Here is a 14,030-nt window from a genome sequence, read left to right on the forward strand (position 1 = left end):
GGATTCGCTCTGGCGCTGCTCGACCTCGCGGGTGTGATCGGTGGCGAACTTGACCACGCCGTACAATCTTCCCTGGGCGTCGTAGAGCGGGTTGTAGGTTGCCTGCAACCAGACCGTGGCGCCTTGCTTGTCGATACGCTGGAACAGGCCGGTCACATACTCCCCCCGATTCAATCCAGCCCAGAACCGGCGATACGCGTCGCTCTGGACCTCACTGGGCTTGCAGAACAGGCGGTGGTGCTGGCCGCAAACCTCCTCCAGGCGATAGCCCATCACCTTGAGGAAATTCGCATTGGCATTCACCACCTGACCATTGAGGTCGAACTCGATGACCGCCATGGAGCGGTCGATCGCGTGCCTGAAGCTGGACTCGGTCTGGGTCCGAAGGACATGCTCACTAACGTCCCGGGCCACTTCAATGACGCGTTGCAGCTTTCCCTCCTGGTCCAGCACCGGGATGTAGCGGGCCTCCACCCACAACCCATGCCCGTCGCGGGCCAGGTGCAAGAACTGTGCATCGACACTCAGGCCTTGCCCCACCTGTTGCCACACAGCGGCATATTCCCGACTGCGCGCGTAGGCAGGCTCGCAGAACATCTGGTGATGCTTGCCCTGAATGTCCTCGAGGGAATAGCCCAGCATCTTCAAGAACAACGCATTGGCACCGAGCACCTGCCCAGCCGGATCGAGTTCGATAATCGCCATTGCCTGATGGAAAGCGGCTCGCTCGGTCTCGAGAATAGCCTGCCTGGCCTGAATCGGGTGCAAGGTTTCCTGATGCTTGCGGGTGCGAATGAACATGGATACCACTCCGGAAACGTAAGTGCTTGGCCGCAGCCAACTGAAGGCACGATGCCTTGTTTGCTAGAGAGGAACCATTAAGCCACTATCCTCCCATAAATTGTACAATTTTATTTATTTGTACAAGAAATTGCGAAGCCGGAATATTCACCCAACGGCTTAATGCCAACCGATTTTCCAGCGTTTGTCATCGCGCAACTCTGACCAGTCGAACAGCTCCACGCGCCCGCTGTGAACTGACTGAAGCTTAATCTGTACAGGAGCTCCCGCCTCGTCAAAGATCAATTCGGTGACCAGAAAATGCTTTTCCCGATTGACTGGCGCGCAGGCCGTCCATTTGGAGAGCTTCAACTTACGGGGATTGAATTCACGTGTTCACCAAAAAAGGCAGGAAACCCGGGCAGGATCATGTACAAAAACAGCTACCCGTACAAGTTAACCCCGAAAATAACGGTGGCGCTTCGATCTTGGGACTTCCCCCGGCATAATGCGGCTCTTGGCGCCCGTCCATGGCTGCCGGCAAATCCCTCCTCTCTGGAAATGCCCGATGAACCCCACCGAAAGCCTCAAGGATTACAAGCGCGTGCGCACGCTGGCGATCCGTTCGTTGTTCGAGATCATCGAGCAGTCCAGCGAAGGCACGGTGATTGTCGACCGTGATGCGAACATCGTCTGGATGAACGAGCGCTACGCCCGCCGTTTCGGCCTGAACTCGGCGCAAGACGCGATTGGCCGGGCGTGCGAGAGCGTGATTCCGGGCAGCCTGTTGCGCGAAGTGGTGCGCACCGGGCGCCCGATCCTGCTGGACATGCAGGACACGCCCAAGGAGCCGCTGGTGGTGATGCGCCTGCCGATCCACGACAGCGCGGGCGCGGTGATCGGCGCCATCGGCTTTGCCTTGTTCGATGAATTGCGCAGCCTGTCGCCGATGCTCAAGCGCTACCTGAGCATGCAGGAAGAACTGGCCTCCACCCGCTCATTGCTACGGGCGCGGCAAACCAAGTACAACTTTGCCCATTTCATTGGCACCAGCAGCGCCGGCCTTGAGGTCAAGCGCCGTGCCCGACGCAGCGCCAGCGCCGATTCGCCGGTGCTGCTGCTCGGCGAAACCGGCACCGGCAAGGAACTGCTGGCCCAGGCCATCCACAGCGCTTCGCCGCGGGCGCACAAGGCGTTCGTCAGCATCAACAGCGCGGCGATTCCTGAATCGCTGCTGGAGGCCGAGTTCTTCGGCACCGCCCCGGGGGCCTTTACCGGGGCCGACCGCAAGGGCCGTGCCGGCAAACTGCAGATTGCCCAGGGCGGCACGCTGTTCCTCGACGAGATCGGCGACATGCCGCTGCCGCTGCAAAGCAAACTGCTGCGGGTGCTCCAGGAAAAAGAGTACGAACCGGTGGGCTCCAACGAGGTGCTGCAAAGCGACGTGCGAATCATCGCCGCCACCTCCATGGATCTGGAAGCGGCGATCAAGCGCGGAGAGTTCCGCGCCGACCTGTATTACCGCCTCAACGTGCTGCCGATCCGGGTCCCGCCCTTGCGCGAACGCCTGGATGACCTACCGGCCCTGAGCGAGGCGATCCTGGAAGAGTTGCGCAGCCGGCACGAACTGAACCCCGCCGCCCTCGACCTGCTGCGGCAACACGCCTGGCCGGGCAACATCCGCGAGCTGCGCAATGTGCTGGAACGGGCTGCGCTGCTCAGCGATGACCTGATACTCACGGCTGCGGACATCCGCGCGGCCATCGGGACCTTCATGCCGGTAACGCGCCCAGCGGACGTGAGCTTCGAACCCCTGCCCCATGAAACCTTCAGCCAGGCCCGGGCGCGCTTCGACCGACAATTGATCGTAACCACCCTCGCGCAATGCGGCGGCAAGGTGGTGGAAGCGGCCGAGCGGTTGGGGCTGGGGAGGTCGACGTTGTACAAGAAGATGGTGGCATTGGGGATTGCCGAATCTCAATAAAGAGACTTCATTCTCAAAATATAGACTGCCGGTTTTGGAGTGCTTTGCGCTCATCGCGAGCAAGCTCGCTCCCACAGATTATGGGGTTCTCTTGAGCTACGCGCCCAACTGTGGGAGCGAGCTTGCTCGCGATGAGGCCAGCCCACCCCATAAAAATCTCCAAACAGAGACAAAACCCTTGCTTCGCCCCTACTAAACCAAACAATTTCCTTATATTTCAGCCAGTTACACACCTGGCACAAAACTCGCTAAAGCCCCTCCATAGCATCACCACAACAATAACAATCCAGGAGACACACCATGAGTGTGATCATTGCCTTGGCAGCCCTCGCGCTGCTGATGGTCGCTGCCTACCGTGGCTACAGCGTTATCCTCTTTGCCCCCATCGCCGCCCTCGGTGCCGTCCTGCTCACCGACCCTTCCGCCGTCGCCCCCGCATTCACCGGGGTGTTCATGGAGAAAATGGTCGGCTTCATCAAACTGTATTTCCCGGTGTTCCTGCTCGGCGCGGTGTTCGGCAAGCTGATCGAACTGTCGGGGTTCTCTCGCTCCATCGTCGCCGCGGCGATTCGCTTGCTGGGGACGCGCCAGGCCATGCTGGTGATCGTGCTGGTCTGCGCCTTGCTGACCTATGGCGGCGTGTCGCTGTTTGTCGTGGTGTTCGCGGTGTACCCGTTCGCCGCCGAGATGTTCCGCCAGAGCAATATCCCCAAGCGTCTGATCCCGGCCACCATCGCCCTCGGTGCGTTCTCCTTCACCATGGACGCCCTGCCCGGCACGCCGCAGATCCAGAACATCATCCCCAGCACGTTCTTCAACACCACCGCCTGGGCCGCACCGTGGCTGGGGGTGATCGGTACACTCTTCGTGTTCAGCCTCGGCATGCTGTTTTTGCAACGCCAGCGCAACAAGGCCCAACGTGCGGGCGAAGGCTACGGCACCGAGCTGCGCAACGAGCCGGAAACCGCCGAAGACATCAAACTGCCGAACCCGTGGATCGCCGTTTCACCACTGCTGGCAGTGGGCATCATGAACCTGCTGTTCACCCAGTGGATTCCACAGTGGTACGGCAAGACCCACAGCCTGGCGCTGCCGGGCATGGCGACACCGGTGACCAGCGACATCGCCAAGCTCACCGCGATCTGGGCAGTACAAGCAGCGTTGCTGGTGGGCATCATCATGGTCTTGCTGTTCGGCTTCCGGGCCATTCGCAGCAAGCTGGCCGAAGGCAGCAAGAGCGCCGTGGGCGGCGCGTTGCTGGCGGCGATGAACACCGCTTCGGAATACGGCTTCGGCGCGGTCATCGCGTCTTTGCCGGGCTTCCTGGTGCTGGCCGACTGGCTAAAGAACATTCCCAACCCACTGGTCAACGAAGCGGTGACGGTCACGCTGCTGGCGGGCATCACCGGCTCCGCCTCGGGCGGCATGAGCATCGCCTTGGCGGCGATGTCCGAAAGTTTCATCAACGCCGCCCACGCCGCCAACATTCCCCTGGAAGTGCTGCACCGGGTGGCCGCCATGGCCAGCGGCGGCATGGACACCCTGCCCCACAACGGCGCGGTGATTACCCTGCTGGCGGTGACGGGGTTGACCCACCGCGAAGCCTACAAAGACATTTTCTGCATTACGCTGATCAAGACCCTCGCGGTGTTCTTCGTGATCGCTGTGTTCTACGCTACTGGCATTGTGTGAGGTTCCCATGACAACTCCTCTTTCGGGCAAGACCGCCCTGGTCACCGGTTCTACCAGCGGCATCGGCCTGGGCATCGCCTTGAGCCTGGCCAAGGCCGGCGCCAACCTGATCCTCAACGGCTTCGGCGATGCCTCGGCGGTGATCGCCGAGGTCAAACAATTCGGCGGCAAGGTCGGTCATCATCCGGCCGATGTCAGCGACCCGGCGCAAATCGCCGACATGCTCGCCTACGCCGAGCGCGAGTTCGGCGGCGTGGACATCCTGGTGAACAACGCCGGGATCCAGCACGTGGCCGCCGTGGAGGATTTTCCGGTGGAGCGCTGGGACTCGATCATCGCTATCAACCTGTCCTCGGTGTTCCATGCCACCCGCCTGAGCCTGCCGGGCATGCGCGCCAAAGGCTGGGGCCGGATCGTCAACATCGCCTCGGTGCATGGCCAGGTCGGCTCGGTGGGCAAGGCGGCGTATGTCGCGGCCAAGCATGGGGTGATCGGCCTGACCAAGGTGGTCGGCCTGGAGACCGCCACCAGCAACGTGACCTGCAACGCCATCTGCCCAGGCTGGGTGCTGACGCCACTGGTGCAAAAACAGATCGACGACCGCATTGCCGCCGGCGTTGACCCGCAACAGGCGCAGCATGATCTGTTGGCCGAGAAACAACCGTCCCTGGAATTCGTCACCCCGCCGCAACTGGGGGAACTGGTGCTGTTCCTGTGCAGCGAAGCCGGCAGCCAGGTGCGGGGCGCGGCGTGGAATATCGATGGTGGGTGGTTGGCTCAGTAGATCCCTTGCGGCGAGGGGATTCATCTCCGCTCTGTGGGAGCAAGGCTTGCCCGCGATGAACGAAAACGCGGTTTAGCTGTTAAACCGCAGTGCGGCCATCGCGGGCAAGCCTTGCTCCCACAGAGAGGGAATAAATCCCCCTCGCCACAGGATTGAGTCGCTCTATAGTGTGTACATAAGAAAACAAGAGGCACCCCATGTCCGACCTCCTCTGGCAACCCAGCCCCGAACGCATCGCCCAGTCGCGCATGAACGCCTTTCGCCGGTTCGTCAACGCGCGGCATCACCTGCAACTGAATGACTACCCCGCCCTGCACGCCTGGAGCATCGACCAGCGCGAGGCCTTCTGGCAGGCCATCGTCGACTTCTTCGAGATCCACTTTCACCACGCTCCCGACGCGGTACTGGTGGAGGGTGCGCAAATGCCCAGCGCCCAGTGGTTCCCTGGCGCCACGCTGAACTTCGCCGAGCACCTGCTGCGCCGCCGCGACGACGCCGTCGCGGTGGTGGCGCTGGGCGAGAACGGCGACCAGGAACAACTGACCTGGGCCGAACTCGCCGCCCATGTCGCCGGCCTGCAGAAAAGCCTGCAAGCCGCTGGCGTCATCCGGGGTGACCGGGTCGCCGCCTGCATGCCCAACACCTGGCAGACATTGGTGGGCATGCTCGCCAGCACCAGCCTGGGCGCCATCTGGTCATGCTCGTCACCGGACTTCGGCACCCAGGGCGTCATCGACCGGTTCGGCCAGATCGAGCCCAAGGTGCTGATCACCTGCGCCGGTTATCGCTACGCCGGCAAGGTCATCGACCAGCGGGCCAAGGTCAATGAAATCCTCGAACGGCTGCCATCGCTGCAACAACTGATCGTGTTGCCTTATGCCCAGCCTGGCGCCCGCCCCGAGGACTTCGAGACCCCAGCCGCGGTCGCGTTGTGGAACGACTTCTATCAACACGGTGGCGAACCGGAATTCGTCAGCGTTCCGTTCGACCATCCGCTGTACATCCTGTACTCCAGCGGCACCACCGGCGTGCCGAAGTGCATCGTCCACGGCACCGGTGGCGTGCTGCTGCAACACGTCAAGGAACATGGCCTGCACGTCGACCTCGGCCCCGAGGATCGGCTGTTCTACTACACGACCTGCGGCTGGATGATGTGGAACTGGCTGGTGTCGGCCCTCGCCGTGGGTAGCGCGGTGGTGCTCTACGATGGCTCGCCGTTCCACCCCGGCCCCGAGCGCTTGCTGGACCTGATCGACCAGCAGCGCATCAGCGTCTTCGGCACCAGCCCCAAATTCCTCGCTGCCCTGGAAAGCGAAGGCCTCAAGCCCCGGCAGACGCACCGCCTGGACAGCCTGAAGACCCTCCTCTCCACCGGTTCAGCGCTGGCCCCCCATAGCTACGACTACGTCTACCGGGACATCAAGCCCGACGTCTGCCTGGCCTCGATGTCCGGCGGCACCGACATTGTGTCCTGCTTCGTCAACGGCAACCCACTGTCGCCGGTGCGCCGGGGCGAAATGCAGGGCAAGAGCCTGGGCATGGCCGTGCAGGTCTGGAATGAGGCCGGCAACCCGGTCATCGGGGAAAAAGGCGAGCTGGTGTGCACCCGGCATTTCCCGGCGATGCCCATTGGTTTATGGAACGACCCTCGGCAGGAAAAACTTCGCGCGTCCTACTTCGCCCAGTTTCCCGGGGTGTGGGCCCAAGGCGACTACGCCGAGGAACTGCCCCACGGCGGCCTGTTGATCCATGGGCGCTCCGACGCCGTGCTCAACCCTGGCGGCGTGCGCATCGGCACCGCGGAAATCTATCGGCAGGTGGAAAAGGTCGAGCAGGTGCTGGACAGCGTCGCCATTGGCCAGCAATGGCAGGGCGATGTCCGGGTGGTGCTGTTCGTGCGCCTGCGCGATGGTGTGACGCTGGATGACGCCTTGGAACAGCGGATTCGCCAGGTCATCCGGACCCACACCACGCCACGGCATGTGCCAGCGAAGATCCTCGCGGTCAGTGATATTCCGCGGACCATCAGCGGCAAGGTGGTGGAGTTGGCGGTGCGCAACGTGGTGCATGGCGAGGCGGTGAAGAACACCGATGCCCTGGCCAACCCCGAGGCGTTGGAGCAGTTTCGGGATCGGCCGGAGCTTGCGAGCTGACCGTCAGGGCCTCATCGCGAGCAAGCTCGCTCCCACAGTAGAACTCCGGTGATTGGCAGATCCCATGTGGGAGCGAGCTTGCTCGCGATGAGCGATAACCCGATCAATCCATAAGCCCCCACTCGCCCGCCTCCGGAGCGGCCGGTGGCGCCAGCGCCCCCGACTCGGTATGCAGCTTCAAACGCAACCGCAGGTTGTTCGCCGAATCGGCATTTTTCAGTGCCTCCTCCTCATCGATGGCACCTTCGACCACCAGGTTGAACAGTGCCTGGTCAAAGGTTTGCATGCCCATTTCCTCTGACTTTTCCATGATGCCCTTGAGCTCGCCAAGCTCGTTGCGCCGGATCAGGTCGGCCACCGTGGGCGAACCCAGCATGACCTCCACCGCCGCCCGCCGCTGGCCGGTACGGGTGCGTACCAGGCGTTGGGAAACGAACGCCTTGAGGTTGTTGCCCAGGTCATTCAACAACTGCGGCCGGCGCTCTTCCGGGAAGAAATTGATCACCCGGTCCAGGGCCTGGTTGGCGTTATGGGCATGCAAGGTGGAAATCACCAAGTGCCCGGTGTCGGCAAACGCCAGGGCATGCTCCATGGTTTCCCGATCGCGGATTTCGCCGATCAGCACCACGTCCGGCGCCTGGCGCAAAGTGTTTTTCAGGGCCGCATGAAAACTGCGGGTGTCGACACCGACTTCTCGTTGGTTGATGATGGATTTCTTGTGCCGATGGATATACTCCACCGGGTCCTCGATGGTGATGATGTGGCCGCTGCTGTTGCGATTGCGGTAATCGATCAGCGCCGCCAGGGAAGTCGACTTGCCCGAACCTGTCGCGCCGACGAACAGCATCAACCCCTGTTTCTGCATGATGCTGTCCAACAGCACCCGGGGCAGTTTCAGGTCTTCGAAGCGCGGAATGTCCAGCTTGACGTTGCGGATCACCATGGACACGTCATTGCGCTGCTTGAAGACATTGACCCGGAACCGCCCGACGCCGGCCAGGGAAATCGCCAGGTTCATTTCCAGTTCCCGATCGAACTCAAGGCGCTGTTCGGCGTCCATCAAAGACTCGGCGAGCCGGGCAATGTCGCCGACCTTGAAGGCCTCGTGACCCAAGGGCTTGAGCACGCCCTCGAAACGCGCGCACGGCGGCGCCCCCGTAGACATGTAAAGGTCGGAACCATTCTGGCTCGCCAGGATTCGCAACAACGGATCGATTTCCATGGACTGAAACTTCCGCGAGACATCAATGAAACAAGTTGAGCCGAACATGAAACCCTTCAGACCCGCCCGCACTTACTTTCCCCAAAGGATAGTAGACGCCGTGGTACAGACACGACAGCCAGGGATCGCGTGATGAACGCGACACCCGCCGGCAGCGATGCCCAGCGCCTGGTCAGCCAGGTGGACTGGGCCCAGACCCCACTGGGCACTGCCCGAAACTGGCCCCAGAGCCTGCGCACCGCCGTGGACATCATGCTCCATTCGCCGATGCCGATGGCCTTGCTGTGGGGCGCGCAGCTGACCCACCTCTACAACGACGCCTTCGGTCGACTGACCGGTGACAAGCACCCCCGGGCGTTCGGCCAGCCGACCCATACAGCATGGCCCGAACTCAAAGGGACGACCGAAGGGATTTACCACCGCGTATTGCAGGGCCAGACGCACACCTGCCGCGATCAGCGCTGGCGCGTGCCTTTCGCCGGTCGCCTCTGCGATGTCTGGCTGGACCTGACCTACAGCCCGGTGCATGACGAAAACGGCAGCGTCGCCGGCATCCTGGTCACCGCCATCGAGACCAGCGAGCGCCGCCGCCTGGCCATGGAATTCGAACGGCGCTCCGAGGCCAGCCTCAAGGCCCAGCACGAAAGCGAAGAGCGCCTGCAACTGGCCCTGGCCGCCGCCGACGCGCTGGGCACCTGGGACTGGGACATCAGCGAAGACCGCTTCATCGCCGACGCGCATTTCGCCCTGCTGCATGGCGTCGACCCGAACCTGTCGCGCCAGCTGCCCATCAGCGCCTACCTCGAAGGCGTGCATCCCGAGGACCGGGCGATGGTTGCCCGCAGCATCAAGCACTGCATCACCCATGGCACCGAATACGCCGAAGAGTACCGGCTGTTGCAGCCCAACGATGAATTACGCTGGGTGTACGTGCGCGGCCGTTGCTACAAGGACCGCCACGGCCGGCCCAAGCGTTTTCTGGGCGCGGCCCTGGATCTGACCGAACGCAAGCGCACCGAGCAAGCCCTGCGCCAGAGCCAGACCGAGCTGCAGCTGATCATCAACGCCATGCCGATCCTCATCAGCTACGTGGACCGCGAAGAGCGCTTCCGGCTGAACAACAGCGCCTACCTGGACTGGTACGGCCTGACCCCGCAGGAGCTCTACGGCAAGACCATCCGCGAAGTGCTCGGCGAAGAGGCCTATGCCGCCCGCGCCCAACAGATCGCCGATGCCCTGGCCGGCAAACCGTGCAGCTTCACCTTGCAGATGGACCATCGCGACGGTCGCCCGCGCCATGCACTGATCAACTACTTGCCTCGCCACGGGACGGACGGGGCGGTGAACGGTTTCTACATCTTCGTGATCGACGAGACCGAGAGCCGGAAAACCGAGGAGGCCCTGCGCAACCTCAACGAAACACTGGAGGAACGGGTCATCGCCCGGACCCAGCAACTGGCCGAAGCCAACCACCGCCTGCAAAGCGAGATGTTCGAACGCGAGCGCGCCGAAGAAGCCCTGCGCCATGCGCAGAAAATGGAGGCCGTGGGCCAACTCACCGGCGGCATTGCCCATGACTTCAACAACATGCTCACCGGCATCCTCGGCAGCCTCGACCTGATGCAACGCTACATCGCCGCCGGCCGCACCGCCGAGATCGGGCGCTTCACCGAAGCGGCGGTGTCCTCGGCCAACCGCGCCGCGGCCCTGACCCATCGGCTGCTGGCGTTTTCCCGCCGCCAGTCCCTGGACCGCAAGCCGCTGGACGCCAACGAACTGGTGCGCTCGCTCGAAGACCTGCTGAGCCGGACCACCGGCGATCACATCGTGCTACGACTGCAACTGACCCACGAACTGTGGCCGGTCAGCACCGATGCCAGCCAGCTGGAAAACGCCCTGCTCAACCTGGTGATCAACGCCCGCGATGCCATGCCCGACGGCGGCGAATTGATCGTCGAAACCGCCAACGTCTATCTCGACGGCACTGACATCAACACCCTCGAACCGGTCAAGGCCGGCGACTACGTGATGATCGCGGTCAGCGACAACGGTAGCGGCATGACCCCCGCCGTGCTGGCCAAGGCCTTCGACCCGTTCTTCACCACCAAGCCCATCGGCCAGGGCACCGGCCTGGGCTTGTCGATGATCTACGGGTTTGCCCAACAGTCGGGTGGACACCTCAACCTGGACAGCGTGCCGGGCCAGGGCACGCGGGTGCAGTTGTACCTGCCGCGCTTGCACGTTGCACCGGCCCAACAACCCACCACGGCGGAGACGGTCGACGTACCGCCGGCCATCGCCGGGGAAACCGTGTTGCTGGTGGAAGATGAACCGGCGGTGCGCATGCTGGTGCTCGACCTGTTGAAGACCTTGGGCTACACCGCCCTGGAGGCCCAGGACGCCATGACGGCCCTGCCCCTGCTGGAATCGGAGCAGCGCATCGACCTGTTGGTGACCGACGTCGGGCTGCCGGGCATGAATGGCCGGCAACTGGCGGAAATCGGCCGCCAGCACCGCCCGGGGCTGAAAGTGTTGTTCATGACCGGTTACGCGCAGAAAGCCGCCGAGCGCCAGGGTTTCCTCGACCAGGGCATGGACATGGTCGCCAAGCCTTTCACCCTCGATCTGCTGGCCAACAAGATTCGGACGATGATCAACCATGACAGCTGACTTGAGGCATAATCGCCGCCCCGTCGCACCGTTCAGGTCACCGCTGCAATGAAAGCCCAAGCCCGCCATATCCTGGTGAAAACCGCCGAAGAAGCCGAACAGCTCAAGCAACGCATCGCCAAGGGCGAAGCCTTCGATGTGCTGGCCAAGAAATACTCCACCTGCCCCTCGGGCAAACGCGGCGGCGACCTGGGCGAAGTGCGGCCGGGGCAGATGGTCGGTGCGATCGATGCGGTGATCTTCAAGAAGCCCTTGCGGGTGGTGCATGGGCCGATCAAGAGCAAGTTCGGCTATCACCTGGTGCAGGTGTTCTACCGGGATTGAAACTGAGCCTGGCGCTTGTGGGAGCGAGCTTGCTCGCGATGGCGGCGATACAGTCAATATCTCTGCAAGCTGACCCACCGCTATCGCGAGCAAGCTCGCTCCCACAGGTGTTGTGCCCACTTAATTATTTTGGCATCAATGCCCCCGGCACCTGGATCACCCGGCTCGCCAACAGATGCCCCGCCTCGGCCGCCTCCGCCGGAGTCCCCCCCAGCAAGCGGCTCGCCAGGTACGCGGCACTGAATGAATCCCCCGCCGCCGTGGTGTCCACCACACGCTCGACCCGTTGAGCGGGAATCTCATAAGACTTGCCATCGCACCGAATCAGGCAGGCCTCGGCACCGCGCTTGAGCACCACTTCCGGCGTGCCGAACTGCCCATAGGCGGCGAACACCGCGTCAGTGTCCGCATAGCCGAACAGTGCCTGCTCGTCTTCCACCGTCAGCAGGGCCAATTCCACGTGGGGCAGGACGCTGCGATACGCCGCCCGCGCCGCCTCGATCGAAGCCCAGAGTCTTGGCCGGTAATTATTGTCGAACACCACCTGGGCCCCACGGCGACGGGCCTCGACCAGGGTTTCGATGAGCCTGGCGCGCCCCTGCTCGCCGAGCACCGCCAGGGTGACGCCGCTGAAGTACAGCACATCGTAATCCGGCAATGCCGCCAGGATCGGTGCGGCGGCCGGGGTGGTAAAACACTCGCGCACCGCCGCCTCGTTGCGCCAGTAGAGGAATCGCCGCTCGCCCGCCGCATCGGTCTGGATGCAATACAGACCCGGCAGGCGTCCAGGCAAGCGCTGGACCCGTTGCAGGCCGATGTTTTCTTCGGCCCAGCGCTCACACATGGCATCGCTGAAACTGTCGTCGCCCAGGGCGGTGACGTAATCCACCGCGCCCCTGTCGCCCAAGGCGCGGGACAGGTACACAGCGGTGTTCAGGGTATCGCCGCCAAAGCTTTGCAGCAGGCTGCCGTCGGCGCGTTGTTGCAGTTCGATCATGCATTCGCCGATCAGGGCGATGCGGGGTTTGGCGTGGTTCATGGGTGATCCTGATGGTTCGGTGATGTCTGGCAGGCCGCTATCGCGAGCAAGCTCTCCCACAGTGGATTGCTGTGAATACAAACTCTGTGATCGTCTCGATCCCTCTGTGGGAGCGAGCTTGCTCGCGAAAGCCGCGACTCGGTCCTAAGCCCTAGAAACAAGTCTCCATGCTCTCGACCACCCGCAACTGCTCATCCACCAGGCACCCCACCCGCCACTTGTCGAACGTCAGGCACGGGTGTGAAGTGCCAAACGAAATGATGTCGCCCACACGCAGCTCAATCCCTGCCGCCACACTCATGAACGCATGCTGGTCCATCACCGCCGTCACCTTGCAGCCGCTCACGTCGTCCCCCACCACCGAATCCGATCCGGGCGTGTAGCGCTTGAGCGGCACCGGTAATCCGGCGTCGTAGGCCACGTCGCGCTTGCCCAGGGCGATCACCGCGAAGCCCGGCTCCGGCAGCGATTGCACATGGGCCCAGACTTCCAGGGCCGGACGCAGGCCTTCGTGCAGGTCGCTGCGGCGCTCCAGCACGCAGCACTGGGCTTCCTTGTAGATGCCATGGTCATGGGCCACGTAACTGCCGGGACGCAGCACGCTGAGGAAACGCCCGTGGGCATTCTGGGCTTCGAAGGATTCGGCGATCAGGTCGTACCAGGCCGAACCCGAGGCGGTGATGATCGGTTTGTCGATGGCAAAGGCACCGTTGTCCTGCAGCTGCACCGCCAGCCGTACCAACGATGCCGCGAATGCGCGGATGCCACTGATGGCGTGGTCGCCATGGATCACCCCTTCGTAGCCTTCGATACCGGTCAACGCCAGCGCCGGTTGACTGCGAATCGCCTCGGCCAGGGCCAACACTTCAGCCTCGGTTCGGCAGCCACACCGACCACCGACCACGCCGTACTCGATCATCACGTTCAGCTTCATACCGCGCGAGGCGAAGAACGCCCCCAAGTCCGCGACGTTGTCCGGATGATCGACCATGCAATGGAATTCGAACGCCGGGTCAGCCAGCAGATCGGCGATCAGCGCCATATTTGGCGTGCCCACCAGTTGGTTGGCCATCAGCACTCGACGAACGCCGTGGGCGTAAGCGGCACGGGTCTGCACGGCGGTGGCGAGGGTCAGGCCCCAGGCACCGGCATCGAGCTGGCGTCGAAACAGCGCCGGGGTCATGCTGGTCTTGCCGTGGGGCGCCAGTTCGGCGCCACTGTCGGTGACGAACGCTTGCATCCAGCGAATGTTGTGCTCCAGCGCCGCGCGGTGCAGCACCAACGCCGGCAGGCTGACGTCCTTGAGCAGATGAGCGGCGACGGTGGCCGCCCCCTTCTCTACGCCAGCATTGGGAATGACAGAAGACATGTTCGTACTCCTC

The 14,030-nt window shown here is 63.0% G+C and carries 10 protein-coding genes and 1 pseudogene; 6 read left to right on the forward strand and 5 right to left on the reverse strand.

Features of this window, described 5'->3' with window-relative positions:
• Positions 1–21: 21 nt before the first annotated feature.
• A pseudogene (locus BM321_RS31230) lies at positions 22–801 on the reverse strand (PAS domain-containing protein); the annotation flags it as partial.
• Between the two features lie 159 nt (positions 802–960).
• Positions 961–1,152, reverse strand: a complete 192-nt coding sequence (locus BM321_RS07700; protein ID WP_092442096.1) for a TIGR02450 family Trp-rich protein — start codon at positions 1,150–1,152, stop codon at positions 961–963.
• Between the two features lie 196 nt (positions 1,153–1,348).
• Between BM321_RS07700 and BM321_RS07705 the strand changes: the two genes are divergently transcribed.
• From BM321_RS07705 to BM321_RS07720, 4 genes are all read left to right on the forward strand, one after another.
• A complete protein-coding gene (locus tag BM321_RS07705; protein WP_092442097.1) occupies positions 1,349–2,764 on the forward strand; it encodes a sigma-54 interaction domain-containing protein in 1,416 nt (471 codons plus the stop codon).
• Between the two features lie 300 nt (positions 2,765–3,064).
• Positions 3,065–4,456: a GntP family permease gene (locus tag BM321_RS07710; RefSeq protein WP_092254326.1), complete on the forward strand. Its 1,392-nt coding sequence runs from the start codon at positions 3,065–3,067 to the stop codon at positions 4,454–4,456.
• Positions 4,457–4,463: 7 nt separating this feature from the next.
• The gene (locus tag BM321_RS07715; RefSeq protein WP_092442098.1) at positions 4,464–5,240 is read left to right on the forward strand and encodes a 3-hydroxybutyrate dehydrogenase; all 777 of its coding nucleotides are present in this window, start codon (positions 4,464–4,466) and stop codon (positions 5,238–5,240) included.
• Between the two features lie 197 nt (positions 5,241–5,437).
• A complete protein-coding gene (locus BM321_RS07720) occupies positions 5,438–7,393 on the forward strand; it encodes an acetoacetate--CoA ligase (RefSeq protein WP_092442099.1) in 1,956 nt (651 codons plus the stop codon).
• 103 nt (positions 7,394–7,496) lie between these two features.
• Here the strand turns inward: BM321_RS07720 and BM321_RS07725 are convergent, their stop codons facing one another.
• Positions 7,497–8,615, reverse strand: a complete 1,119-nt coding sequence (locus BM321_RS07725; RefSeq protein ID WP_092442100.1) for a PilT/PilU family type 4a pilus ATPase — start codon at positions 8,613–8,615, stop codon at positions 7,497–7,499.
• 132 nt (positions 8,616–8,747) lie between these two features.
• Here BM321_RS07725 and BM321_RS07730 point away from each other — a divergent pair, with 132 nt between their 5' ends.
• Together BM321_RS07730 and BM321_RS07735 are read left to right on the forward strand one after the other, a co-directional pair.
• On the forward strand, positions 8,748–11,285 hold the full coding sequence (locus BM321_RS07730; RefSeq protein WP_092442101.1) for a hybrid sensor histidine kinase/response regulator: 2,538 nt from the start codon (positions 8,748–8,750) through the stop codon (positions 11,283–11,285).
• 48 nt (positions 11,286–11,333) lie between these two features.
• Entirely contained in the window at positions 11,334–11,609 is a 276-nt protein-coding gene (locus BM321_RS07735) for a peptidylprolyl isomerase (RefSeq protein ID WP_019690952.1), read from the forward strand.
• A gap of 124 nt (positions 11,610–11,733) precedes the next feature.
• On the opposite strand, the gene BM321_RS07740 is transcribed toward BM321_RS07735, so the two are convergent.
• Positions 11,734–12,648 carry a sugar kinase gene (locus BM321_RS07740; protein WP_092442102.1) on the reverse strand — a complete coding sequence of 305 codons (915 nt, stop codon included), beginning with the start codon at positions 12,646–12,648 and terminating at the stop codon, positions 11,734–11,736.
• Between the two features lie 151 nt (positions 12,649–12,799).
• Positions 12,800–14,017 (reverse strand): amino acid deaminase, encoded by a 1,218-nt coding sequence (locus BM321_RS07745; protein ID WP_092442103.1) that lies wholly within the window; start codon positions 14,015–14,017, stop codon positions 12,800–12,802.
• Positions 14,018–14,030 lie beyond the last annotated feature (13 nt).

Origin of the sequence: Pseudomonas sp. NFIX10, assembly GCF_900111955.1 — a bacterium.
GTDB classification, from domain to species: domain Bacteria; phylum Pseudomonadota; class Gammaproteobacteria; order Pseudomonadales; family Pseudomonadaceae; genus Aquipseudomonas; species Aquipseudomonas fluorescens_AA.